This window comes from Cytobacillus kochii, assembly GCF_044790165.1.
GTDB classification, from domain to species: Bacteria; Bacillota; Bacilli; order Bacillales; family Cytobacillaceae; genus Cytobacillus; species Cytobacillus kochii.
In genome coordinates this window covers 2,860,232-2,885,361 of record NZ_CP085254.1, presented here as the reverse complement: position 1 = coordinate 2,885,361, position 25,130 = coordinate 2,860,232, and the positions used below count along the sequence as shown (strand labels likewise).

At 36.3% G+C, this 25,130-nt stretch carries 21 protein-coding genes, 1 other RNA gene and 1 riboswitch; of the genes, 16 read left to right on the top strand and 6 right to left on the bottom strand.

Going from position 1 to position 25,130, the window contains the following annotated elements:
- Nucleotides 1-22: 22 nt before the first annotated feature.
- Entirely contained in the window at nucleotides 23-469 is a 447-nt protein-coding gene (locus LG276_RS14730; protein ID WP_224937472.1) for an Hsp20/alpha crystallin family protein, read from the bottom strand.
- 174 nt (nucleotides 470-643) lie between these two features.
- Between LG276_RS14730 and LG276_RS14725 the strand changes: the two genes are divergently transcribed.
- Nucleotides 644-2,908, top strand: coding sequence for a DEAD/DEAH box helicase (locus LG276_RS14725; RefSeq protein WP_224937473.1), 2,265 nt, complete (start codon nucleotides 644-646; stop codon nucleotides 2,906-2,908).
- A gap of 16 nt (nucleotides 2,909-2,924) precedes the next feature.
- Nucleotides 2,925-4,181, top strand: coding sequence for a ribonuclease H-like domain-containing protein (locus LG276_RS14720; protein WP_289434042.1), 1,257 nt, complete (start codon nucleotides 2,925-2,927; stop codon nucleotides 4,179-4,181).
- 24 nt (nucleotides 4,182-4,205) lie between these two features.
- Here the strand turns inward: LG276_RS14720 and LG276_RS14715 are convergent, their stop codons facing one another.
- Nucleotides 4,206-4,619: a VOC family protein gene (locus LG276_RS14715; protein WP_404292241.1), complete on the bottom strand. Its 414-nt coding sequence runs from the start codon at nucleotides 4,617-4,619 to the stop codon at nucleotides 4,206-4,208.
- Between the two features lie 443 nt (nucleotides 4,620-5,062).
- Between LG276_RS14715 and LG276_RS14710 the strand changes: the two genes are divergently transcribed.
- The 11 genes from LG276_RS14710 to LG276_RS14660 all read left to right on the top strand — a co-directional run bounded on the left by LG276_RS14710 (nucleotide 5,063) and on the right by LG276_RS14660 (nucleotide 15,847).
- Complete coding sequence (locus tag LG276_RS14710; protein WP_404292239.1) at nucleotides 5,063-5,314, top strand: CotD family spore coat protein; 252 nt, start codon at nucleotides 5,063-5,065, stop codon at nucleotides 5,312-5,314.
- 418 nt (nucleotides 5,315-5,732) lie between these two features.
- On the top strand, nucleotides 5,733-6,296 hold the full coding sequence (locus LG276_RS14705) for a DUF1273 domain-containing protein (protein WP_404292237.1): 564 nt from the start codon (nucleotides 5,733-5,735) through the stop codon (nucleotides 6,294-6,296).
- 86 nt (nucleotides 6,297-6,382) lie between these two features.
- The gene (gene gpsB / locus LG276_RS14700) at nucleotides 6,383-6,691 is read left to right on the top strand and encodes a cell division regulator GpsB (RefSeq protein WP_224937478.1); all 309 of its coding nucleotides are present in this window, start codon (nucleotides 6,383-6,385) and stop codon (nucleotides 6,689-6,691) included.
- A 77-nt stretch (nucleotides 6,692-6,768) separates the two neighbouring features.
- Nucleotides 6,769-7,156: RNase P RNA component class B (gene rnpB, locus LG276_RS14695), an RNA gene on the top strand.
- Nucleotides 7,157-7,334: 178 nt separating this feature from the next.
- Nucleotides 7,335-8,483, top strand: coding sequence for a class I SAM-dependent RNA methyltransferase (locus tag LG276_RS14690; protein ID WP_404292236.1), 1,149 nt, complete (start codon nucleotides 7,335-7,337; stop codon nucleotides 8,481-8,483).
- A gap of 108 nt (nucleotides 8,484-8,591) precedes the next feature.
- Complete coding sequence (locus LG276_RS14685) at nucleotides 8,592-8,759, top strand: hypothetical protein (RefSeq protein WP_157733946.1); 168 nt, start codon at nucleotides 8,592-8,594, stop codon at nucleotides 8,757-8,759.
- 98 nt (nucleotides 8,760-8,857) lie between these two features.
- Nucleotides 8,858-10,789: an ATP-dependent DNA helicase gene (locus LG276_RS14680; RefSeq protein ID WP_404292234.1), complete on the top strand. Its 1,932-nt coding sequence runs from the start codon at nucleotides 8,858-8,860 to the stop codon at nucleotides 10,787-10,789.
- A gap of 165 nt (nucleotides 10,790-10,954) precedes the next feature.
- Nucleotides 10,955-12,475 (top strand): carboxypeptidase M32, encoded by a 1,521-nt coding sequence (locus LG276_RS14675; RefSeq protein WP_404292232.1) that lies wholly within the window; start codon nucleotides 10,955-10,957, stop codon nucleotides 12,473-12,475.
- Nucleotides 12,476-12,501: 26 nt separating this feature from the next.
- A complete protein-coding gene (locus tag LG276_RS14670; protein WP_404292230.1) occupies nucleotides 12,502-13,413 on the top strand; it encodes a DMT family transporter in 912 nt (303 codons plus the stop codon).
- Nucleotides 13,414-13,719: 306 nt separating this feature from the next.
- A riboswitch (purine riboswitch) is annotated at nucleotides 13,720-13,821 on the top strand.
- Nucleotides 13,822-13,940: 119 nt separating this feature from the next.
- Nucleotides 13,941-14,540: a xanthine phosphoribosyltransferase gene (locus LG276_RS14665; protein ID WP_251161891.1), complete on the top strand. Its 600-nt coding sequence runs from the start codon at nucleotides 13,941-13,943 to the stop codon at nucleotides 14,538-14,540.
- Entirely contained in the window at nucleotides 14,537-15,847 is a 1,311-nt protein-coding gene (locus LG276_RS14660) for a nucleobase:cation symporter-2 family protein (RefSeq protein ID WP_224937483.1), read from the top strand. The genes LG276_RS14665 and LG276_RS14660 overlap by 4 nt, the downstream gene beginning before the upstream one ends.
- Before the next feature lie 288 nt (nucleotides 15,848-16,135).
- Here LG276_RS14660 and LG276_RS14655 read toward each other — a convergent pair whose 3' ends face one another.
- Together LG276_RS14655 and spoIIP are read right to left on the bottom strand one after the other, a co-directional pair.
- A complete protein-coding gene (locus LG276_RS14655; protein ID WP_224937484.1) occupies nucleotides 16,136-16,750 on the bottom strand; it encodes a PH domain-containing protein in 615 nt (204 codons plus the stop codon).
- A 379-nt stretch (nucleotides 16,751-17,129) separates the two neighbouring features.
- Nucleotides 17,130-18,266: a stage II sporulation protein P gene (gene spoIIP / locus LG276_RS14650; RefSeq protein WP_404292228.1), complete on the bottom strand. Its 1,137-nt coding sequence runs from the start codon at nucleotides 18,264-18,266 to the stop codon at nucleotides 17,130-17,132.
- 386 nt (nucleotides 18,267-18,652) lie between these two features.
- Here spoIIP and LG276_RS14645 point away from each other — a divergent pair, with 386 nt between their 5' ends.
- A complete protein-coding gene (locus tag LG276_RS14645) occupies nucleotides 18,653-19,447 on the top strand; it encodes a hypothetical protein (protein ID WP_404292226.1) in 795 nt (264 codons plus the stop codon).
- A 516-nt stretch (nucleotides 19,448-19,963) separates the two neighbouring features.
- On the opposite strand, the gene LG276_RS14640 is transcribed toward LG276_RS14645, so the two are convergent.
- Nucleotides 19,964-20,446: a DUF1641 domain-containing protein gene (locus tag LG276_RS14640; protein ID WP_251161888.1), complete on the bottom strand. Its 483-nt coding sequence runs from the start codon at nucleotides 20,444-20,446 to the stop codon at nucleotides 19,964-19,966.
- 21 nt (nucleotides 20,447-20,467) lie between these two features.
- Nucleotides 20,468-23,407 carry a formate dehydrogenase subunit alpha gene (gene fdhF, locus LG276_RS14635; protein ID WP_251161887.1) on the bottom strand — a complete coding sequence of 980 codons (2,940 nt, stop codon included), beginning with the start codon at nucleotides 23,405-23,407 and terminating at the stop codon, nucleotides 20,468-20,470.
- A 446-nt stretch (nucleotides 23,408-23,853) separates the two neighbouring features.
- Between fdhF and LG276_RS14630 the strand changes: the two genes are divergently transcribed.
- Both LG276_RS14630 and fdhD read left to right on the top strand, forming a co-directional pair.
- A complete protein-coding gene (locus LG276_RS14630) occupies nucleotides 23,854-24,204 on the top strand; it encodes a DUF2294 domain-containing protein (RefSeq protein WP_095372820.1) in 351 nt (116 codons plus the stop codon).
- A 14-nt stretch (nucleotides 24,205-24,218) separates the two neighbouring features.
- A complete protein-coding gene (fdhD, locus tag LG276_RS14625; RefSeq protein ID WP_404292224.1) occupies nucleotides 24,219-25,010 on the top strand; it encodes a formate dehydrogenase accessory sulfurtransferase FdhD in 792 nt (263 codons plus the stop codon).
- Nucleotides 25,011-25,130 lie beyond the last annotated feature (120 nt).

Genomic DNA, 25,130 nt, shown 5'->3' with positions numbered 1-25,130 from the left:
TACTTGCTCTACAGTCATTATATTATTGTAAGTTGATCCTTTTACCTTTTGGTTTAGGCACTTTTACGATGAGTAAGCCATTAGTGTGAGAAGCTTGAATGGTGCTTTCATCAATAATAAAAGGTAAAGGGATCGTCCTAGTTGATTGTTGGAATGCCTGTTTTTTTTGATATATTTGCTGTAAGTCATCTTCACGCGTCTCAATATCGAGTCGGTGAATCGTAATTTTAATATAATTATTAATGGCATTCAATTCAATTTGTTCACGGTTTATGCCTGGCAGTTCCGCTTTTATAATATAATCTTCGGCGTTTTCATTTACTTCTACATGAAAAGAAGTAGCGAAAGGAAACGGATTTTTAAAAAAGTCGTCCATTGTCTGCATGAAGTTTTTTACAGGTTTATCATGAAAAAACTGATTCATGGATTTCATTAAATCTCCGAACGGCTCCTTTCTTTTTTCACTCATGTAACTCCCTCCCAAATCAATCAAACATTTCCTTTTATTCTATGCACTCGATAAAGTTTGGGTGATTTTAAAACTCAAATAGGCTAGATGGAATAATATTCTAATAAATAAATCGTAAAAAAACCTTTTTCTGCGAACGTTTATTCGCTAGAATAAAGTGATGAGGTGAAGAACGTGAAGGTGAAAAAGAATTTACAAGAACTGATTAAAGAGCTCAAGCAATCCGATAAATTTGGAGAACAAATAACGTATTGGCATACTTTGGAAGAGAAGGAAGCGCAAGTAGCGGATATGCCGATTGGACTAGATTCTCATTTAATGAGCGCCTTAGAAAAAAGAGGAATATCCCGTCTGTATACTCATCAGCGCTCAAGTTACGATGCTGTTATGGCTCATCAGTCCATTGTTGCTGTTACACCAACAGCGTCGGGAAAGACCTTATGTTACAATTTGCCGGTATTGCAGACTATCATTAATAATCCACAAGCAAGGGCCCTATATTTATTTCCTACAAAAGCACTTGCTCAGGATCAGAAAATGGAAATCAATGAATTGATTGAAGAGTCATCTCTTTCCGTTAATAGCTATACATATGATGGTGACACGCCTTCAAATATAAGACAAAAAGTGAGAAGAGCTGGCCATATTGTTATGACTAATCCGGACATGCTTCATTCAGCAATTCTTCCACATCATACGAAATGGGTATCATTATTTGAAAATCTTCGTTTTATTATTATTGATGAATTACATATTTATCGCGGTGTATTCGGTTCTCATGTAGCCAATGTTCTACGGAGATTATTAAGAATCTGTGAGTTTTATGGAAGTAAACCCGTTTTTATATGCACTTCTGCGACTATTGCCAATCCCCTTGAACTTGCAGAAGAGTTAACAGAAACAAATATGAAATTAATTGACAATAATGGTGCGCCGAGCGGCCGTAAACATTTTGTGTTTTATAATCCACCGCTTGTCAATCAGCCATTAAATATAAGGAGAAGTGCGACACTCGAGGTAAGAAGGCTAGCAAGTGAAATGCTAATGAACAAAGTGCAAACGATTATTTTTGCCAAAAGCCGTGTGAGAGTGGAAGTATTACTCAAGTATTTACAAGAGCTAGTCAAGCATAAGATTGGACCGAAAGCAATCAGAGGTTATCGTGGCGGTTACCTTCCATCTGAGAGAAGATCGATTGAAAAGGGTTTGCGTCATGGAGAGATTTATGGAGTTGTTAGTACAAACGCACTCGAACTTGGCGTCGATATTGGTCAGCTGCAAGTTTGTATTATGACTGGTTACCCAGGGACAATTTCTAGTTCTTGGCAGCAAGCTGGTAGAGCTGGGCGTAGACATAGTGAATCACTCGTCATTATGGTTGCTAGCTCAAACCCATTAGATCAATATATCATTGATCATCCTGATTATTTCTTTAAACGAAATCCAGAAACAGCAAGAATCAATCCGGATAACTTAATTATTCTCATCGATCATATTAAATGTGCTGCCTATGAATTGCCTTTTAAGAAAGGAGAGTCATTTGGTCGCTTTGAAACAGAAGAAGTATTAGAATATTTATCTGAAGAACAGGTACTGCACGAAAATCAAGAGAAGTATTATTGGATGAATGATTCTTTTCCAGCTCATAATGTCAGTTTACGGTCTGCATCGCAAGAGAATGTTGTCATAATCGATCAATCAGATGTGGCGAATGTGAAGGTGATTGGTGAGATGGACCGTTTTTCGGCGATGACATTGTTACATGATGAAGCCATCTACCTCCACCAAGGTACTCAATTTCAAGTTGAGTATTTAGATTGGGAAGAGAAAAAAGCTTTTGTACGAGAAGTGGCAGTTGATTATTATACAGACGCCAATTTAGCCGTCGAATTAAAAGTGTTAGAGGAAGATAAAACAAAGCGAATTGGAAACGAACAGATTGGCTATGGTGATGTGAGTGTAACGGCCATGGCAACGATATTTAAAAAAATTAAATTTGATACGCATGATAACATCGGCTCTGGACCCATTTCTTTACCAGAAGAAGAATTGCACACAAGTGCTACGTGGGTGACCTTTTTTGCAGAAGGATTGATGTTCGGAAAAGAACGACTGGAGCAAGGTTTAATTGGAGCCGCTCATGCCCTTAAAGCAATCGTGCCATTATTCGTTATGTGTGATCAGACGGACGTTCATGTCGTTCCGCAAGTAAAAGCTATTCATAATGAAAAACCAACCTTATTTTTCTACGATAAATACCCTGGCGGTGTAGGATTAAGTGAGAAAGTCTACGATGAAATTGATCAACTAATAAGAGAAGCCATCTCAATGATTGAGAGATGTCCTTGTGAAACGGGTTGTCCTTCTTGTGTTGGAACAGATCTTTCTTCTGAGACAGCTAAAGGTGATGTGTTAAAGTTATTTCAAACATGGCTATAAGGAGTAGGTGAGAAGTGTGTCATTAAAAAATAAATTGAATCGTTTACAATCACATATGTCTCATGCTACCGAGAAAAAAGTAGAAGTAGAGCAGAAGTCCCCATCCGTTTTCCCTTTCCAAGACGTATGGCAACAACACCATGTTTCTCCTTATCATGATATAGAAGGTAGTACTTGTCTCATTAGAGAAATTCATTACCCCCTAGATTATTTACATGGAAATTACCGCTTTCAAGAATTATACAAGGTCATTGAAAAATGGAACGAAACTACCGAGTGTCACCCGTTAACAGCGAGAGGCCATCAAGCAGAGGATTTGTTCTTTTTTGATACTGAAACAACAGGGCTTGGAGGTGGAGTGGGCAATACGATTTTCTTATTAGGGTATGCGAGCGTGAGTCGAAAAGGCGTCACATTAAAGCAACATATATTACCTGACCCTGGAGGAGAAATCGCTCTATATAAAAGCTTCTTAGAATCGATTGATTATACAACCATGGTGACCTATAACGGTAAAGCGTTTGATTGGCCCCAGTTACAAACACGGCATACATTAATTCGAGAACATTTACCCAAACTACCGCCTTTCGGTCATTTTGATTTATATCATGCTTCAAGAAGGTTATGGAAACATAAACTCGAGCGGACGAAGTTATCTATTGTTGAAAGAGAAGTATTAGGAGTAAAAAGAGAGGATGATATCCCAGGTTATCTTGCGCCGATGATTTACTTTGATTATTTAGATACTAAAAACCCTGAAGGCATGCTAGGTATAATGAAACATAATGAAATCGACATCCTCTCACTGATCACATTATATATCCACTTGTCTAACCAATTACTAGGGTTAGATAAAGAGCAAACCACAAGAGAAGCCTATGAGACAGCGAGGTGGTTTAGCTCTATTGGTGAAATCAAGAAAGCGCAAGAGGGGTATGAAGAATTAGCACAAATGAATGATGAAGCTGGTATAAAAGCGAAACATCAGCTAGCTTGGCAGTTGAAAAAGAAAAAGCAATGGGCTAAAGCAGCAGAGTTATGGCTGATGGTTTCCTCAGATGGCGATGACCAAGAAAAATTTAGCGCATGTGTTGAGTTGGCAAAAATATATGAACACAGGCTGCCTGATCTCATGAGAGCGATACAATTTACAGATAAGGCGTTTAAGCAAATAGAAACGAAAGAGAAATATAAAAAGCAAAAAGAGGGTCTGTATAAACGGCGTGAAAGACTCATAAGGAAATTACAGAAAAGGATCCACCAGGATGAATAATTGTCCCGGTGAATCTTTTTTTGTTTATATACCTGAAGTATTCATTAAAATGACTCCCCAGCCATCAGGGTCTGCAAATGTGAAACCCTTCTCCTCCCAGTACGGGTTCTCTGGTAAAACAGAGTGGTATCCCATGCCATGCAACCTATTTTTTATTTCTAGGATTTCTGATAATTGAGGAATATAAAAAACTAATAGGTCTTCTACTGTAGGCGAAGGAACAGGCTGTCCAGATTCGTGTTGGATTATCTCTAAGTGATAACTAGCATTTGGTAAACCAATCATTATACCTTGATATCCACTATGACCTTGGAAAGACCCTATCTTCTGTAACCCTAAACCGCTGCAATAAAACCGTTCTATTTCTGTTAGTTGATTTGTCGGACGTGCGACTCTTACTTGAGCAACAGCTGCGCCATTTGACCATATCTTTGTCATTGGAAAACCTCCATTTCTTTCTTCAATCCTATTATAGAAAGAGGCGAGGTTTTTTGTCGTCTGATTGTTGTCTGAAATTTTATAAGACTTTAGACTTACTTCGTTTGTGTCATTCGTATTTATATTTGTAAAAAAACACCACTAAAAAGGACAACTTTCTTAGTTGTTTTATAAGATATTTCCTTGTACAATATTCCGTGTATGAAATGAATGCTAATTGCGAGGATGATATTTAAATGTATAGAGCTATTTTATATATTTTCTTTTTTGTCGTTATTATTACTGCCGTGTTTATGACCACGATGAAGGATAGTTTTTATAGTTTACTATTTATATAATGAAATAATTTGGGTGCGATTATAGGTGTATTTCTCAGGGCAGATTTCCTAACTTCTCATAGAATGAAAAAAAAGGTTTTTTATCGATTGAGAGGAGAGATTTTTATGCACCAATTTTCACCTAAACCAAATGAGTTGCAACCGATTGTTCATCCAACTAATCATCATGTTAACCATGTTTATGAGACCATCATTATTCCACATTTTCATCCCAGTCATACGACAACAGTGAAACATATTAATTATCAGCATGTACATTTCAATCATCCTTCTTCAGAAGTACCGGCTTTACATGGGCAAGTATCGTATCGCCCTTTGCCAGTTCATCCTTTCAACAGAAGGTTTAGGAGATATTGAACATGAATCATTAAAGGGCTCATCATATTGTATGGGTCCTTTTTACTATTCGTTAATGCAATTGAAATAAGCGCGTGAAAAGAATATACAATATGTATTTGAAGGACATATCATGATTTGAATTTCGGTTAGTTATCCAAACTTTCGAACAATGAGCAAAATAAGGAAAGAAAGCTGAGAAACTTCCTCGTAAATAGACGATTAATCAAAGAATAAAGATAAAGCTGGTTTTACAAAGTTCACTTATTAGAAAAGATTGGTTCGAAATGTAAGCAAGAGAAGCTCTATCATTTCTAGGCATCATCACCTTAAAATGAAAGATACCTTGTCTTCCCTTTATAATCTTTCGATTTAAATAAGGGAATATGTTAAAATTAGGCTAATATGAATTTGAAATAGACGCAAGGAGAAGTTAAAATTGGTAAAAGTAACCACTGTATCAGGTTATAAGCCTTTCGAATTAGGAATTTTTAAAAAAGATGAACAAGCAGTGACGTATATCAAAAGAGCAATAAAAAAACAATTGCTTTCATTACTTGATGAAGGATTAGAGTGGGTGCTCATTAGTGGGCAGCTTGGAACGGAGCTATGGGCTGCAGAGGTCGTGTACGAGTTGCAGGAGGAAGGATTTGAACACTTACAGTTAGGTGTGATTACGCCTTTTTTAAATGTAGAGGGGAATTGGAAAGAAGATAATAAGGAATTGTATGAATCAATTGTAGCAAGTGCTGATTATGTTGATGCAGTTTCGCGTAAGCCTTATGAAAATCCTAATCAATTTAAAATGAAGAATATTTTTCATCTATCGAAGAGTGATTGTCTTATCCTTTTTTATGATACGGAAAAAGAAGGGTCTCCCAAATATTTATTTGAAGAGGCACTTAATTATCAAAATAAAGAAAATTACTCCATACATCAAATCTCGTTTTATGATATACAATTAATAGTAGAAGAAGATCAAATGACCCAAGATGGATTTTAACGCGTGAAACCGATAAATTAAATTGACAAAAGTGTTGTTATTTGAAAAAATAAAGAATACTATTGGCGATACTAGAGGTGAGTATAATGCTATCTGATAAAGTAAAATTAACGAGTAAGGATATATTAGAAAAAGAATTTAAAACCGCCATGAGAGGCTACAAACCTGAAGATGTAGATAAGTTTTTAGATTTAATTATTAAAGATTATGAAACCTTCCACGCTGAAATTGAAGAATTACAACATGAAAACTTGAAATTAAGAAAAGAACTTGAGGAGTCTAATAATAAAAGACCTCAAGCAGCTTCTCAACCAGCTGGTACAACAAATTTTGATATCCTTAAAAGGTTATCAAATTTAGAGAAGCATGTATTTGGGAGTAAATTGTACGATTAATTAAACATTAGTGACTTTCAAAAAAGCCCTTGCTATTCATAAGAATATTACATATAATATTCGTTGTATCATTAATAACGTTCGGGTAATCGCTGCAATTTTTTAAATTGTAGAGGAAAGTCCATGCTCACACAGGCTGAGATGCCAGTAGTGTTCGTGCCTGGCGAAGACATAAGCTAGGGCAACTTTAACAGTTGACGGCAGGGAAAATACCTAAGTCTTTTTAAAGATAGGGTATGAATACCTATAAAAGTGCCACAGTGACGAAGTCTTTTCAGAAATGAGAAGAGTGGAACGAGGTAAACCCCGCGAGTGAGAAACCCAAATTATGGTAGGGGCACTTTCCTAAAGGAAATGAACTGATAGGAAGGACAGGCGTATTCGTCTGTAGATAGATGATTACCACTATGTACGAGGCAATACATTGCCGTTTGTAGTACGTAGAACAAAACATGGCTTACAGAACGGAATTAATGTAAAAAAAAGAAATTATAGGCTCTCCTATTATAAGGAGAGCTTTTCTTTCAATTAAAGAATAGAAATCAGTTAATTAGGTGTACTTTAATAAACAAAATTATACGCTTAGACTTAATAAACTTTGTGTAAACTTGCTGTTAAGCGAGATCGAATAAGAGATAAAAGGATGAACGTTGTGTCTAAATTTCAATTGATTGCAACCTCTGCAATGGGGCTAGAGGCACTTGTAGCCAAGGAAGTTCGTGCGCTTGGCTATGAATGTCAAGTTGATAATGGAAAAATCACTTTTGAAGGTGATGCGCATGCGATTGCACGAAGCAATATGTGGTTAAGAACTGCTGATCGTATCAAAATCAAAGTGGGAGAATTTAAAGCAAAAACTTTTGATGAATTATTTGAGAAAACAAAGGCTTTACCATGGGAAGCATTTCTTCCGGAAAATGCAGAGTTTCCTGTTTCGGGTAAATCGGTTAAGTCCAAACTATTCAGTGTTCCTGATTGTCAAGGGATTGTAAAAAAAGCGATTGTCGAACGATTGAGGCATCATTATAAAACAGATGGTTGGTTAGATGAGAATGGCCCGTTGTTCAAGATTGAAGTGGCTCTTCTTAAGGATGTAGCAACAATAACAATCGATACGAGTGGAAGTGGATTGCATAAAAGAGGTTATCGAACTGGACAAGGTGAAGCGCCAATTAAGGAAACTTTAGCAGCTTCACTGATCATGCTTACTAATTGGCATCCAGACAAACCATTTGTCGATCCTTTTTGCGGGTCGGGAACGATTCCTATTGAAGCTGCTTTAATAGGGCAGAATATCGCTCCTGGTTTTAACAGAGAATTTGTTTCAGAAGGTTGGGGCATTATCCCTACTAAAGTTTGGGATGAGGTAAGAATGGAAGCGGAAGATCTTGCTAATTATGATCAACCACTAGACATTACTGGAACGGATATTGATCATCGTATGGTAAAAATTGCTGAAGAGAATGCTTTTGAAGCGGGACTTGGCGATCTTGTGCAATTTAAACAGATGCAAGTACGTGATTTTACAACGACAAAGGACTACGGTGTCATTGTAGGAAATCCGCCATATGGTGAGCGGTTAGGTGATAAACCAGCAGTCCAAAGAATGTATAAAGAAATGGGTGAAGCTTTGTCTTTACTTGATACATGGTCTATTTATATCCTCACTTCTGATGAAGAATTTGAACAAGTGTTTGGAAAACCTGCAACAAAGAAAAGAAAACTTTTTAATGGGTTTATTAAAACAGACTACTATCAATATTGGGGCAAGCGACCTCCACGCAATAATTAATGGACTCTCCATGAGATTTATGATTGTATTTCTCTTTTTAAAGCAGGTATATGATGCCATAAAAGTGAATAGAATACATATATCGAATGGTTCATGGAGGTCATGATAATGAAAGATACGCAAATTGATTTTCACAAAATAATGCAAGCAATTGATGGATCTATACAAGCGATATCAACAGATCAAATGAAAGATAGTGATGCACTAAAAAAATTGCAATCCGCCCAACAAGAAATTAGGCATGCATTATCGTATTCATTATCAAAAATAAATTAAAGAGATAGTAATCGCTTATCGAAACCTTGTATGATTGAGGGGTTTCGACTTTTTTTTGCTACAATAGGGTTCATAAAAGAAGAAAACGGGGGAACGTCATGCAACAGAGTCAGATGCCGTTTACGGTTGAAAAAACAGAATCATTCTACGAGAAACTAGGGGATTGGATTGGTGATGTATTCTATGATCTACTTCCAGAGAGTGGATTTGATATACGCGATGAACAAATTTATATGGCCTTCCAATTAGAAAATGCGATGAAAGATCGAAAGGTCGTATTTGCTGAAGCAGGAGTGGGAACAGGAAAAACCATAGTCTATTTATTATATGCCCTTTGTTACGCGCGGTACCGCCACCAGCCTGCGATTATTGCTTGTGCTGATGAAACGTTAATTGAACAGTTAGTAAAGCCAGAAGGAGATATTGCCAAGTTAGAGAAAGCTTTAAATTTAAATATCGATGTTCGTTTAGCTAAATCAAGAGAGCAATATTTATGTTTGAATAAGCTGGATAAACAGCTAGCATCGATTGATAGTGATGATATCTTTATGGATGTACACGAAAGCCTCCCATCCTTTGTTGAGGAAAATGTCTCCATGAAAAAGTTTACACCTTATGGTGATCGCAAAAGCTATCCGGAGCTGACTGATGAACAATGGGAGCAGATTGGTTGGGACTCTTTGCAAGATTGTTTCACTTGTGAAAAACGTCACCGTTGTGGGCAAACATTGCATCGAGACCATTATCGCCAATCAACAGACATCATTATTTGCTCTCATGATTTTTATATGGAACATATTTGGACAAAGGAATCAAGAAAGCGAGAAGGACAGCTACCACTATTGCCAGAAGCTTCAAGTGTTGTCTTTGATGAAGGACATTTGTTAGAATATGCTGCTCAAAAAGCTTTAACTTATCGACTAACTGAACAAATTTTAGAGTCTTTGTTAACGAGATTAATGGCAAACGATGTACGTGAAAAAACATTGCATACAATTGAAGATACAATTTACCAAAGTGAAATGTTCTTTCGCATACTATCACAAACGACTGAGAAAATTACAGGCTCTGAAAAACAAATGATTAAACGAGAGAAAGCTTTAATAGACGAAGCGAAAAAACTATTTGCCCATATTAGTCAACTAGAAGAAGAACTCGTGTTTGAGAGTGAAATGTATGTCATTAATGAATACGAACTAAAGGTTGTGGAAGAGTATCTTGAGCAGATTTCCTATTCTTTATCACTATTTATTAAAGACCAAAGTGGTATCGCCTGGTTTGAAGAAGAAAAAGAAGAAAGAACTTTAATCATTATGCCGAGATTGGTAGAAGAAATTATGAGAGAAGAAGTATTCTCTCAGGACATTCCTTTTATCTTTTCATCAGCGACTTTATCTGAAGAACAATCGTTTAACTATATTGCCAAAAGCTTAGGGGTCGATGATTTTCTTTCCTTCACAGTAGAATCACCATTTGATTACGAAAATAATATGACTGCCTTGGCACCATTCTTTGAGACAGGTGACCATCAGCAAAAAATGGATTATATGATTGCGCAATTAAATAAGATGCAAGGCGGTAGTTTACTTCTTTTTTCAAAGAAAGAAGAGTTAGCATTGTTTAAAGACTATGCAGAAGGAAAACTTAACTACCCGATTTATTTTGAAGGAGAAGCAGAAATTAGTACGCTCGTTTCAAAATTCCAAAATGAAGAGCAGTCCATTCTTGCGTCAGTGCATTTATGGGAAGGTTTGGATATTCCTGGTGTATCGCTTGAAAATGTCTTTATCTATTCATTGCCTTTTCCACCTAATGACCCAGTGTTCCAATCAAAAAGAGAACAAACAAGCAAGGCTTTTGAAGAGGTGGACATGCCTTATATGTTGCTGCGCATGAGACAAGGAATTGGCCGTCTTATTCGTACAAATGAGGATCATGGTAATGTGCATATTTTATTTGACGAAAATCATTCGGAAGAGGTTAAGGAAAAAGTATTGAATATACTGCCTGTGATGGTTAATAATGGTTAAAATGAAAGAGAGACTTCAATTTAGGTCTCTCTTTTATTATGGGCTAAATAAATACTTTGATTGTTATTTTTAATTATGTAGTAACTAATAAAGATAAATAAAACATCAGCTTTTATAGAATAGATTATGCTAAAATAAACCTAGTAATAAGAAGGGGGAATGACGATGGATGCGATGATTACTAATGTTGAAAATGAGTTTTTAGCATTTGTTAAAAAAGTGATGGCTTATAAGGAAGCAGTTTCTCTTATGCATTGGGATTTACGAACAGGTGCCCCGCGCAAAGGTGCTGAACAAAGAGCTGAAACGATAGGTATGTTGTCTTCTGAGATCTTTGCCATGTGTACGAGCGAAGAAATGGCGGCATACATAGGGAAGTTAAGTGATGAGCAGGCAAAAAATAAACTTTCAGAGCGAACGAATAGGTTAGTTGAAGTATGTAAAAAAGAGTATAATTTGAATAAAAAAATTCCTGCTGATGAATTTAGAGAATATGTATCTATTCAATCGCACGCTGAAACAGTATGGGAAGAGGCGCGAGAAAAGTCAGATTTCTCAATGTTTTTGCCGTATTTAGAAAAACTCGTCGATTATAATAAACGTTTTATCAATTATTGGGGTTACAAAGAACATAAGTATAATACATTATTAGATCACCATGAACCAGGGATGACGGTGAAAACATTAGACGAAGTGTTCGGTCAGTTACGACAATCAATTGTGCCACTTGTAAAAGAAGTTGCTCAATCACAAAGTAAACCAGAAACAGATTTCCTATATGCAACTTTCCCTAAGGAAAAACAAAAGGAATTTACAATCCAAATTCTTAATCAAATGGGCTATGACTTTGAGGCAGGGAGATTAGATGATACCGTCCATCCATTTGCAACTGGTATTAATTCTGGAGATTACCGCATCACAACGAGATATGACGAAAATGATTTTCGCATGGCAGTATTCGGTACGATTCATGAAGGTGGGCACGCGATTTATGAACAAAATATCTCTAAAGAGCTAGAAAATACCCCCCTCCATCAAGGTACATCAACAGGTATACATGAATCACAATCGCTTTTTTATGAAAATTTTGTCAGTCGTCATAAAGGGTTCTGGCAACATAATTTTGCACTGCTCAATCAATATGCACCGGATCAATTTGACGGCATTACATTAGATGAATTCTATCATGCGATTAATGAATCTAAGCCATCTATGATTCGTATAGAAGCAGATGAATTAACTTATCCGCTTCATATTATGATTCGTTATGAACTAGAAAAGGCATTATTTAATGATGAAATCGAAGTGAAAGATTTGCCGCAATTATGGAATGAAAAATATGAAGAATATTTAGGGATTACGCCTAAAAATGATGCAGAAGGTGTCTTGCAGGACGTTCATTGGGCAAGCGGAAGCTTTGGATATTTCCCATCCTATGCGTTAGGCTATATGTACGCAGCACAATTAAAACAAAGTATGTTGAAGAGTATACCTGAGTTTGATCAATTGTTAGAAGAGGGCAATCTTACCCCGATTAGAGAGTGGTTAACTGAGATTGTCCATCGCTACGGGCGTATGAAAGAGCCTTTAGAAATCATTCAATCGGCAACTGGAGAAGGCTTAAATGTACAGTATCTTATTGACTATTTAACAGATAAGTATCGTGCAATTTATCAACTAAACTAGATATCGCTAGAAACGGGGAGTGGAAGATGAAACGTATTCTGCCCTTTATAATGATTGCGGCTGGAGCAAGTTTATGGGGAATTATTGGCTTATTTGTGAAGGGATTAGCTTCTGCTGGTTTCACTTCAATGGAAATCGTAGCGATTCGCGCTATTTTTGCTGTTTTATTTTTATTGCTGATAGGTTTTATCCATTATCGCCAAGAGATGAAGTTACACGCTGTAGGTGATGTACGGTACTTCCTTGGTACAGGCATTTGTAGCATCGTGTTATTCAATTTTTGTTATTTCACGACTATGAGTGAGATGAGTATATCCATGGCAGTTATATTTCTTTATACAGCACCTGCATTTGTGACGATTCTATCATTTATGTTTTTAAAAGAGAAAATGACAATAAATAAAATTATCGCCGTTATTATGACAATGGCGGGTTGCATATTAATTGCAGGCTTAGCCTTAGGAGAGAGTCAAATAACCATTTTAGGTATAATTACTGGTTTAGGCTCAGGTATAGGTTATGCCCTTTATACAATATTTGGTAAATTCGCGCTCAACCGCTATTCTCCTTTTGCCGTAACATTTTTTACTTTTATTATCGCAGCTGTTGTGCTTATACCAATAACAAGTTTGTGGGAGAAAAGTACACTCTTTATGCAAACTGATGTCATACTTTTAAGTGTTGGCCTAGGGCTTATACCAACAGTACTTGCTTATATTCTTTATACAAAAGGGTTAGAGAAAACAGAAGGAAGTACAGCAGCAGTCATTTCCACAGTTGAACCTGTGGTTGCTACAATAATGGGTGTATTATTATTTAATGAAAGCCTTGTTTGGTTACAAGTAGTGGGTGCTTTGTTTATTGTCGGTTCAGTTGTTGTGGTGAACTTACCGCAAAAGAAAAGGAAGCGCTATACAAGCGATGAAATCACCCAATAATGAAGCTTATTAAGATATTTAAACATCTGAACCTATTCATTGAAGTAGGTTTAGATGTTTTTTTTGTTAGAAATGATATAGTTTGCAGAAATATCAAGAGTAAAGATGATTTTAAGAGAAGGGAACATTTTTATCCTTAAAAATGGTTATTTCTTTATATAAACGGAGTAACGGAAAATGAGATTTTAGAAAATTACCAATAATATACGAATGATAATTACAAGAAATTCTCTATTGTTCGTTTTTTCTATCATTATCCTATTGAATTTTTGAAGTCGCATGATATAATGATAGTAATTCAATTTAAATAACTTAATAGTTGTCATTCATATAATAGCGGAAATATGGTCCGCGAGTTTCTACCGAATAACCGTAAATTATTTGACTATGGGTGAGCAAGTGGAGGAGTAGTCTTTTATCTGCTCTTGTTTCCACACCTTTAAAACCTAAAGGTCCTTGCTGCACTCAAGTTGAAAGTGAAGCGGATGACTTTTAGGTTTTTTGTATTATAGCCAAGGGGGATAATTATGGAGCTGCTTAAAGAAAAAATCAAACAAGAAGGAAAAGTACTTTCAGATACTGTTTTGAAGGTAGATTCTTTTCTTAATCACCAGATTGATCCTGAGCTTATGTTAGAAATAGGCAAAGAATTTGCAGCTCGGTTTAAAGATGAAGGCGTGACGAAGATACTTACATTAGAATCTTCAGGAATTGCTCCAGCTGTCATGACTGGATTATATTTGAATGTACCTGTTGTCTTTGCTAGGAAGAGAAAATCTTTGACATTGGTTAATGATTTGTTAACTGCAGAGGTGTATTCATTTACAAAACAAGAAACCAATGAGATTTCAGTATCGCAAAAATTTATAAGTGAAAATGACCGTCTGTTGATCATTGATGACTTCTTAGCAAATGGGCAGGCTGCTCTAGGCTTAGCGGATATCGTGGACCAAGCGAAAGCATCTATCGCTGGTATGGGCATTGTCATTGAAAAGGGATTCCAAGATGGAGGAAAACAATTACGCGAAAAAGGTTATAAAGTTGAATCTTTAGCAATTGTTCAATCACTTGCGGATAGCAAGGTTACTTTTACACAAGTTGAAGAGATGGAGGAATCCTCAAAATGAATCAAAATCCGTTGAAATTAGCTTCCCTAGGAATACAACATGTGCTCGCCATGTACGCTGGAGCAGTTATTGTCCCATTGATTGTTGGTGGTGCCCTAGGTTTAACAGCAGAGCAATTAACCTATCTTGTATCAATTGATATTATGATGTGTGGGATTGCCACATTATTGCAAGTTTGGAAGAATAGATTTTTTGGTATCGGTTTGCCGGTTGTTCTAGGTTGTACATTTACAGCAGTAGGGCCGATGATTACAATCGGCGGAAACTATGGTATTACATCCATTTATGGTGCCATTCTTGTATCTGGATTATTTGTAATATTGGTTGCTACTTTCTTTGGTAAATTGGTTAGATTTTTCCCTCCTGTCGTAACAGGATCAGTTGTGACAATAATCGGATTAACTTTAGTTCCTGTAGCTATGAATAATATGGCTGGCGGGGAAGGTAGTCCAGATTTTGGTTCAACGGAAAATGTTATTTTAGCTTTTTCAACGCTTCTTGTTATCTTAGTTTTGTATAAGTTTACAAAAGGCTTTGTACGTGCTATTTCGATTTTAATTGGTATTATTGTTGGAACAATTATTGCTTCTATCATGGGGAAAGTGAATTTTTCAGCGGTTGGGGAGGCGTCATTCTTCCATATGCCACAGCCATTTTATTTCGGAATGCCTACCTTTGATTTGATTCCGATTCTTACAATGATTCTCGTGGCAATGGTCAGCCTTGTCGAATCTACGGGTGTATATTTCGCATTAGGTGATATTACGAATAAAAAATTAAAAGATAAAGACTTAGCAAACGGTTATCGTGCAGAAGGATTAGCGATCGTTTTTGGTGGTATTTTTAACGCATTTCCCTACACAACTTTTTCGCAAAATGTAGGTTTAATTCAATTATCAGGTGTAAAGACCAAAAATGTTATTTATGTTGCTGGTGCATTTTTAGTCATCTTAGGGTTAGTACCTAAAATCGGTGCCTTAACAACAGTTATTCCATCTTCTGTGCTGGGTGGAGCCATGCTTGCTATGTTTGGTATGGTTATAGCATCAGGAATTAAAATGTTAAGCAAAGTAGACTTTAACTCACAAGAAAACCTACTCATTATCGCTTGTTCTGTTGGTCTAGGTGTAGGGGTTACATTTGTTCCAACGATCTTTGCGAATCTACCAGAAAATATCCGTATTATTACTGAAAGCGGAATTGTGGTTGGGAGTTTAACGGCAATTATTTTAAATATCGTTTTTAATATGCTTGGAAAAAAGAGTGGAGTAAATGAAGAGGAAGTTGAGCAAGCGAAAGCTTCTTAATAGGTAATGAAAAGCAGCTGAATTCAAGTCAGCTGCTTTTCTTTGCTTTAAAAAAAGACGGTTCAAATCCGATTCATTAAAACTCGGTTTGATTGTTCATCTTTGATATAAAATGGATGATAGCAGTGGTAAAAGGATTTGCTCGTACATCTAAAGGAAATTCATCCAAGATATCCGAGCAAAACTCGTTTTATTAGATATGTACTACGAATTGCTGATACATAAGAAATTATAAACGACATACCTTTGCCTTTTGTTTCATCTATAATCGGCAAAAGCCTTTTCTGTTTAGTTATTAATGTATTTTTCGAACACTGAACCGAAGTCTTTTTCATGTAGTTGATTTTTACTTGAGTCAAGCCAATTAAATGAAAATTCTGTGAGGGCTTGGAATTGTTTTGCTAGATCTTGTTCACCGATTCTCGAATTATGTAGAACTTGCACAGCTTTATCAAGGCTATCATTGGCCATTTTTAACATAATTTTGTTTTCATACACTTTTTCAGCAATATATAATAAGGCCTTATATAAATCTTTCAATTCATCTACTTGTTTTTTATCAACATCAATACTGAATGGGACACTACCAAGATTAAATTTAATCTCTACATCTAAATCAATCTTACCAGCTGTTTCTAACTTTACGTCACTGACGTCAAATTGGAAGTAAGGATAACGCTTCATGACTCTTTTTGAAGAGATTGCGTTTTGCCCGTCAATATGAATTAAACCTAAGTTAGTAAAGCAATATTCATCACTTTTCGTCATGATAAGAAAATAGATTTTTTCATTATCTTCATGACGTACAAAATCATCTGATTGTGTTTTATCAAAATCCTCTGGTTTTATAATTTTTCCGATATCTGATAAGCCTAATGCATCTGAAGCAATTTTTTTAAACATTCTAATACGCCCCTCTGTTATATAATTAGTCGATTGTTTCCAACTTTCATTATAAGGGATATTGCATTATATTTGCATCACAGATTTGTAAAATTTTAAATAAGTATGAAATCAATTAAGGTAGAAAGAGAGAATGAAAGAAACTGTGAATGCTTAATAGCGATTTACTTAATCAACTTAATTAATAATTCGAGTTCGTTCCAGTTGCACCAATCGGGTTTGAATCTAATAATCTGTCCCCAATAATTAAGTTTATATCAATCCTACTATAAATTCCTTTGATCTCTTTATCTATATCAATTGTAAGTAGGGTGAAATGTAGCAGTTAAATATATCCCCAGTAAACAGCGACTACCCAAAATGAATAGTCGCTGTTTCATTACTGAGATTCTACTTCTTTTTGCTTCCAGTAATATTCACTAAATATATCGGCAAAGGCATCTGTACTATTATCAAGTTCTTCACGGTTATTGTCGACACCGCCGACTTCTAGGAGAATGGCGCGATCAGATAAGTCTTGGTTGTAGACACCATTGCCTACTGAGTAATCTTTCTTTAAGACTCCTCTACTTAGACCAGGGTATTTTTCCTCTACTGCTTTATTAAGATCTTCTGCCAGTTTTAAATTCTTTTCGTAATTCTTACTCTCTGCACCGACCACAAAGAAGAGTCGAGCATAACTTTTACCATTAATGTCAATAGTAGTGACATCTTTTCTCTGTGAATCTCGATGAATATCAATAATGTAAGATAAGTTTTTATTACTAGCCATTGCCTCAGAAACGAAATCTCTTGCCCTTGTATAAGCATCATTATGCTGTAATCCTTGACTATGCAATGCTTCTGTCATATTTGTTCTGTTATGTTCAACGCCGATACCCTCAGCATGTAAATCTTTTTGTAGTTTAGAACCAACTGAGATCACATTATACTTTTCATCATTACTTACAGCGTCGTCTGCTGTCTGTGCTTCTTTTATAAATGGAAGGTAAGATTCATAACTATGTGAATGATAAATATACACATTTTTTTCTTTAGGTGATGTTGTTCCATCCTGCCCGTCATCGTTATTATCATCATCGTTTCCGATAGTCTCTTTGTCTTTTAATAATTTATCCATTGGTACGTTTGTTGACTCAATTGGTAAAGTTGTATAATCTGTTCCTTTTCCAGCGATGTGAATTTTGCCATCGAAAAAGGAGAATAAAGGGAGTTCTCTACCAAGGAATGTCCGTGGATCCTCAGGCGTAATACTTGTTGCAAACTTAAAAGCAAGGTCAGAGATAGCCACTTCTTCAATCGCATCCTCACTAATAAAACTTTGGTTAGCACTTTTTAATAAGTGTAGATAAATGGAATGCGATTGAGGTCCATTGATGACAGAACTAGCAATATCAGAAGACATCTTTATTGTGACGAGTGCGACGGTACTTGCTAAAAAGATGCAAGCAATAGTAATGGAGAGAGCAGTAGTGTTAATAAATAGAAATAACTGATAGCCTTGTGATTTTTGCATATCATCCATCCTTTCTATTAAAATGCTTATGAAGAAAAAGAGAGAGATATGCTAAATTTAAGACTATCAATTTTGCCTTTTATAAAAAAATAACTATTTGTGGATATAAAAATAGAAGAGATAATGGAAGGTTACAAAACTGCCCTTATACCCAAGTTGGAATAAAAAATGGGTGTATCTTCTAAAGTCACTCAAAGTGAAAATGGAGTTGAGAGCCTCGCAAATTGGATTTGGACGTCAATAATGAGAATCAATTGGTGCGACTTAAAATGAACGTGAGCGTAAATGAGTAGCGTAAATCAATTTAAGCTACTAAAAAGAGGGGACGAGACAAGATGAGTAGTGCAAAATAAAGATAAGCTACTAAAAAGAGAAGAACCGACAAGATGAGTAGAGCAAAATCAATATGTGCTACTAAAAAGAGGAGAAGCGACAAGATAAGTAGGGCAAAATCAAAATGCGCTACTAAAAAGAGGAGAAGCGACAAGATAAGTAGGGTAAAACCAATATGCGCGACTAAAAAGAGAAGAATCAACAAGATGAGTAGGGTAAAATCAAAAAGCGCGACTAAAAAGAGGAGAAGCGACAAGATAAGTAGGGCAAAATCAAAAAGCGCGACTAAAAAGAGAAGAATCAACAAGATAAGTAGGGCAACCCCAAAAAGCGCTACTAAAAAGAGGAGAAGCGACAAGATAAGTAGGGAAAAATCAAAAAGCGCGACTAAAAAGAGAAGAAGAGACAAGATAAGTAGGGAAAAATCAAAAAGCGCGACTAAAAAGAGAAGAATCAACAAGATGAGTAGGGTAACCCCAAAAAGCGCGACTAAAAAGAGAAGAATCAACAAGATGAGTAGGGAAAAATCAAAAAGCGCGACTAAAAAGAGAAGAATCAACAAGATAAGTAGGGCAACCCCAAAAAGCGCGACTAAAAAGAGAAGAATCAACAAGATAAGTAGGGCAACCCCAAAAAGCGCTACTAAAAAGAGGAGAAGCGACAAGATGAGTAGGGAAAAATCAAAAAGCGCGACTAAAAAGAGGAGAACCAACAAGATGAGTAGGGCAAAATCAAAAAGCGCGACTAAAAAGAGAAGAATCAACAAGATGAGTAGCGCGAAATTAACCCCTGCTACTAAAAAGAGAAGAACCAACAAGATAAGTAGGGCAACCCAATTCCCGCTATAAAAGAGAAGAACCAACAAGATAAATAGCGCAAACCCCGTTTAGTATAAAACCTCCTTTTAGAAGGCCACCATTGATGTGACGGACCTTGACAAACATTTGAAGGGGATTGATTCCATATGAGAGAATCAGGCTTGAAAGCTTGATAGGGTTAGCCTTTTTTACGGGCTTGTTGAGGTTGCGTGGGGGATAACTAACGGTCGTATTTGATTAATGTTAGATCATCAACGCTGTACAAGGTAGATAATCTTAGCAGCATTTAGGAAAAAAACAGCAATGAAGATCGAGCACAAAATAGTCACTCATCTATGAGATTAAGTCATGGTATAAGAATAGCTTTAGGAAGTGAACGATTAACTAGAAAAGAAAGGAGGATGATGAAGTCCTCTATCTCGATAAGTTAGGTTTTATATATAGCCAGAGGAAGGGGGGAGAGTCTTTTTTGTATAATTTTTATATTGCTCAGGGTAAATGATAATGAAAAACCTCCCACAACAATCGAGTGGGAGGTTTACTGCATTATTTCTCTTCTTTTAATTCTTTACCCATGCCTTTAAGGAAATGAATACCGAATCCGATCGCGCGATTAATATCAGGGTCATTTAAAACTTTGGCCAATTGCATAATACCAATTTTCTTTTCTTCATGTAAAAAGTTTTTTCCTTCGTCCATGCCTGATACTGCACTTTTAATTAGTTTTGTTGTTTGTTCAGGGTCAGCTTGCATAAGTGCACCAGTTGCACCCATTAATGTGTTAATCAAGTTGGTTACAGGTTCTTTTGTTACTTGACCAAGTGCTACTTTAGCAATTTGCTCTTTCCCTTTTAACATGGAATTGGCTGCATCAAGCATACCTGCTTGTTGTAATTCGCCAATAAGAGCCATGATGCTTTGTACTGCTTGATCATTTTCAGTGAGTAATGATTTTAATTCGTTAAGCTTTTGCTCTTGTTCAAGGGCTTCATTTTTCTCACGATGAATCTCAGTAATAGGCGCTGCCATAATGAATCACCTCTCCAATCTTTATTGATCTGTTAAATGAACATAGCCTTCGCGATTCCATTTACGTTGAACTTCCACGCCGTTTTGTGGATTGCGTTTTTTATTACGCGGGTTCGTTTTTGGTAATGGTTTGTCCCCGGCTTTGTTATTTAAAATTTCCATACGAACTTTCGTTTGTTTATAAGCCGGTGTACGCGTTCGTTTATCATATAAAGGACCAGTTAAGAAATTGATAGCAGAATCCTTATCAACTGAATTCATTGGTAAGTACAGTTCGTTTTTCTTCACTCGGTCTGTAATTAGAACATTCAATTTAACTGCACCAAATGGAGAGACGAGTCTTACTGTCGAGCCATCCGAAAGTTTTCTTTCTTGTGCTAGTTCTTCTGATACTTCCACAAACACATCTGGTACTTTTGCATTCAGGCCTCTTGACTTATTGGTCATATTTCCTTCATGGAAGTGTTCAAGCATACGCCCATTATTAATATGGAGGTCATATTCTTCAGGGAAATATGCAGGTTCTGCCCAATCAGATAAGGCGAAACGCGCTTTTTTGTCTGGAAAGTTAAAACCATCTTCATATAACAATGGTGTGCTTGCTCCATCAAGACTTCCCCATAAGAAGCTACCCCAACCTTCTAGTACATCATAGCTTGCTTGAGAGAATAGTGGTGCAAGACTTGCCATTTCAGCAAAGATTTCACTAGGGTGTGTATATGTCCAATTTGCCCCTAGGCGATTAGCTACTTCTTGAATAATCCACCAGTCAGGTTTAGAGTCTCCTAATGTTGGTAACGCTTGGTACAATCTTTGTACACGACGTTCAGTATTTGTAAATGTACCTGTTTTTTCGAGCGATGGTGCGGCAGGTAAAATAACGTCAGCGTATTGAGCTGTGCGAGAGAAGAATATATCTTGAACAACAAAGAAGTCAAGACTAGAAAGTACTTTATCTACATGGTTCGCGTCAGAATCAACAAGTGCCATGTCTTCACCAACAAGGTACATTGCTTTCATTTCATTTTTTTCAATCGCTTGTAACATTTGAATATTATCTAAACCTGGTGTACCTGAGATCTCAACTCCGTAAGCTTTCTCAAACTTCGCACGAGCGATATCATCGGTAATATGTTGATAGCCTGGTAACCAAGTAGGTAAGGTACCCATATCACATGCACCTTGTACATTGTTATGTCCACGCAATGGATAAGCTCCAGCACCTGGGCGACGATAGTTACCTGTTGCTAATAACAGGTTAGAAATAGCAGCTGAAGTATCAGAACCACCAGTATTTTGCGTGACGCCCATACCCCAAAGGATACAAGTACCGTCAGCATCACGAATCATTTCGGCCATTTCGATGATTTGTGATTGTGATAAACCAGTCGTTTCTTCAGCATATGCTAACGTATATTTCTCTAAAACTTCATTAAAATCATCGAAGTAATTGACATTTTCCTTAATAAATTCAGCATCATGCCAACCTTGATCAATCATGTATTTGGTTACAGCCATCAACCAAACTTGGTCTGTTCCTTGTTTCGGACTGATAAATAAATCAGAACGTTCAGCCATCTCATTTTTACGCAAGTCTGCAACAATTAGCTTTTGACCGTGGTATTTATGCGCTCTTTTCACACGTGTAGCGAGAACAGGGTGACCTTCTGCTGGGTTTGCACCAACAATAATGACAAGACCTGCATCAGCAATATCTTTAATGGTTCCAGCGTCACCGCCCATACCTACCGTTCTAAATAAGCCATCAGTGGCTGGTGATTGGCAATAACGAGAGCAGTTATCGATATTATTCGTTTCAAATACTTGTCTAGCTAATTTTTGTAATGAATAGCTATCTTCATTTGTAATTTTTGAAGAAGAAATAAAGCCAATTGAATCTTTGCCGAATTCTTCTTTAATACTACCTAGTTTACTAGCTACTAGGTCTAATGCCTCGTTCCAACTAGCTTCTACAAAGCGACCTTCTTTTCTAATCAATGGTTTTGTAATTCTTTCTTCTGAATTAACAAAATCCCAACCGAATTTACCTTTGACACAAGTGGAAATCGCATTTACTGGTGCATCGTGGCTTGGTTGCACTTTCAAAATTTCACGGTCTTTTGTCCAAACTTCAAACGAACAACCTACACCACAGAAAGTACAAACGGTTTTCGTTTTTTCGATTCTTTCTTCACGCATCGCAGCTTCAACTTCTGATACAGCAAAAATCGTGCCATAGTTCGGTTCTACTTCTTTTACAAGGTCAATCATTGGTGTCATAATCTCATCATCAATCTTTGTCATGAAACCTGCATTACCGAGCATTGATTTTTCCATTAAGGCATTACATGGACAAACCGTTACACATTGTCCGCATGAAACACATGACGATTCATCAATGGATACACCTTGGTCCCAAATAACTCTTGGTCTTTCTCTTTCCCAATCAATTGAAAGTGTTTCATTTACTTGTAGACTTTGACAAATCTCAACACATTGGCCACAGGCAATACATTGATTTGGATCATAACGATAGAAAGGATGCGACATATCGACAGCCGATTTATCTTCTTTAGGCGTATAAGGATACTTTTGATGCTCAATCTCTAATAATTCAGCTGTATTATGGACTTTACAGTTGCCGTTATTATTATCACAAACTGTACAATACAGTAAATGGTTTTCTAAAATACGGTCCATCGCTTCTGTTTGTGCCTCTTTGGCACGGTTTGAACTTAAGCTAACGCTCATACCACTTTCTGCTACAGTCGAACATGAGCGCATAAGTTGACCATTTACTTCTACAATACATGTGTCACATGTTTGTATTGGGTCTACCTCTGGTAAATAACAAATCTGTGGATGTTCAATTTGATTTTGATTAATGATTTGGAGAATGGTTTGCCCCTCATGCCCCTCATAATCCACACCATTAATTGTAATGTTTACATTGGAAGTCAATTTTGTTTCCCCCTTACACTTGATCAAACAATGGTTTAAAGAGAATAAAGTGAGTGTTTCTGCTTAAACCAATAAAAAAACCACCATGTACTATACCGCTTACAAAAAGCGAGCATAATCCATGGTGGAATAGTTAAATAACAACGCTTGCTATTATACCAATCCATACCATTTTTAGTATGTAGAAAGTACCATTGATAGAGAGACAACATGAAAATATTACCCCTCCAACAATTCCACTAGTTATTATAGCGCTAAAAATTAAATTTAACAATAATGAATTTAATCTTATAACGATTACAGTTCAATAGGGTAATTTTGGTATTTTGAAACATTGAAGCAATCATCGTGCAATTTTTTTCCTATTCGCAGCCCCTTTCATTTTTTTTTTGCTTGTACTATGATTATACAATTGAGACAGAATCTTATATAAAGGGGTAAAGAAGATGTCAAAAATGGTGCATGAGTTTAATGATATCATTCGTAAATTAAGAAAAGACTTATTTGGTAAGGGACCGGAGAAAATCCACACAGTGTTTGTAGAGAATATGGCCGTTTCGACTTTATACGGTAATCTCACACCGACAGAACAATTTATTTCTCGTACAGAAGATGGCAAAGAAATGGTGCATTCAGCAAGAACAAAAATGATTCAAGATGTATATGCTGAAGGTACGCCAGAAGGAATGGAAGAACTGGTCGGCGCGACGCTGTTACATTTGTTTTCTGATATTAAAGTGGAAGAGAATATGGCGATATCTGTATTTGTATTCGATAAAAATATCATAGATTCATAGAAAGAGGCGAAAAGATGAAGCAAGTGGAAACGAGTCGTAAAATCATACGAGTGACTGGAAATAAAGTTGAAAAAATAGAAGATACCATTGTTACCGAATATGCTGTAACGGTTAAGCTGAATGGAGAAGAGCTAGTCACAATGGTATGTACACCAGAATATATTGAGGACATGGTTATAGGTTATCTTGCATCAGAAGGTATCATAAGATCTTACAAGCATATTAAAGATATATGGGTACAAGAAAAGGAAGGGTTCGTTCATGTTACAACTGATCGTACAAATCCTTATATACAAAACTTCCAAAATAAAAGATATATTACTTCTTGTTGTGGTATGAGTAGACAAGGCTTTGTTTTTGTTAACGATGCATTAACAGCTAAAAAAATGGAAGATTTTAACATTCAATTAACTGTCAATGAATGTAATCAGTTAATGGAACAATTACAAGCTTCTGCGACTACATTTAAACAAACAGGTGGTGTACATAGCGCTGCGCTTTGTGACAAAAATGGGATATTATTAAGCAGAATGGATATTGGTAGGCATAATGCGCTTGATAAGATATATGGTTATAGTTTACGAGAGGGTATCAGCATGAAAGGGAAGATCATTGTTTTCACAGGAAGAATCTCTTCGGAAATACTTTTAAAAGTAGCAAAGATTGGTTGTGAAATGATTCTTTCAAAATCTGCACCAACAGAGTTTGCTTTGCGCTCAGCAGAGGAATTAGGAATTACGACTGTTGGATTTATTCGTAATGGCAACATGAATATATATACTTATCCTGAACGAATCCTCTTATAAAAAAATACTTCGCTACACGAAAAAAATAAAAAATAGTCTAGTAAAAGTTTTTGTTTTTTGGTAGCATATAGTTTGCAATGGGTAAATGGAAGTAAGGCAAGTACTGTTTTATCTCTTTTT

Excerpts from the sequence above, each read along its gene's own strand:
- LG276_RS14680 (WP_404292234.1), top strand. The coding sequence starts at position 8,858 with ATGCAACAGAGTCAGATGCCGTTTACGGTTGAAAAAACAGAATCATTC.
- LG276_RS14710 (WP_404292239.1), top strand. The coding sequence starts at position 5,063 with ATGCACCAATTTTCACCTAAACCAAATGAGTTGCAACCGATTGTTCAT.
- LG276_RS14655 (WP_224937484.1), bottom strand. The coding sequence starts at position 16,750 with ATGTTTAAAAAAATTGCTTCAGATGCATTAGGCTTATCAGATATCGGA.
- LG276_RS14640 (WP_251161888.1), bottom strand. The coding sequence starts at position 20,446 with ATGGCAGCGCCTATTACTGAGATTCATCGTGAGAAAAATGAAGCCCTT.
- LG276_RS14685 (WP_157733946.1), top strand. The coding sequence starts at position 8,592 with ATGAAAGATACGCAAATTGATTTTCACAAAATAATGCAAGCAATTGAT.
- LG276_RS14730 (WP_224937472.1), bottom strand. The coding sequence starts at position 469 with ATGAGTGAAAAAAGAAAGGAGCCGTTCGGAGATTTAATGAAATCCATG.
- LG276_RS14645 (WP_404292226.1), top strand. The coding sequence starts at position 18,653 with ATGAGTAGAGCAAAATCAATATGTGCTACTAAAAAGAGGAGAAGCGAC.
- LG276_RS14670 (WP_404292230.1), top strand. The coding sequence starts at position 12,502 with ATGAAACGTATTCTGCCCTTTATAATGATTGCGGCTGGAGCAAGTTTA.
- LG276_RS14715 (WP_404292241.1), bottom strand. The coding sequence starts at position 4,619 with ATGACAAAGATATGGTCAAATGGCGCAGCTGTTGCTCAAGTAAGAGTC.
- LG276_RS14675 (WP_404292232.1), top strand. The coding sequence starts at position 10,955 with ATGGATGCGATGATTACTAATGTTGAAAATGAGTTTTTAGCATTTGTT.
- LG276_RS14630 (WP_095372820.1), top strand. The coding sequence starts at position 23,854 with ATGTCAAAAATGGTGCATGAGTTTAATGATATCATTCGTAAATTAAGA.
- LG276_RS14660 (WP_224937483.1), top strand. The coding sequence starts at position 14,537 with ATGAATCAAAATCCGTTGAAATTAGCTTCCCTAGGAATACAACATGTG.
- LG276_RS14690 (WP_404292236.1), top strand. The coding sequence starts at position 7,335 with ATGAACGTTGTGTCTAAATTTCAATTGATTGCAACCTCTGCAATGGGG.
- fdhD (WP_404292224.1), top strand. The coding sequence starts at position 24,219 with ATGAAGCAAGTGGAAACGAGTCGTAAAATCATACGAGTGACTGGAAAT.
- spoIIP (WP_404292228.1), bottom strand. The coding sequence starts at position 18,266 with ATGCAAAAATCACAAGGCTATCAGTTATTTCTATTTATTAACACTACT.
- gpsB (WP_224937478.1), top strand. The coding sequence starts at position 6,383 with ATGCTATCTGATAAAGTAAAATTAACGAGTAAGGATATATTAGAAAAA.
- LG276_RS14665 (WP_251161891.1), top strand. The coding sequence starts at position 13,941 with ATGGAGCTGCTTAAAGAAAAAATCAAACAAGAAGGAAAAGTACTTTCA.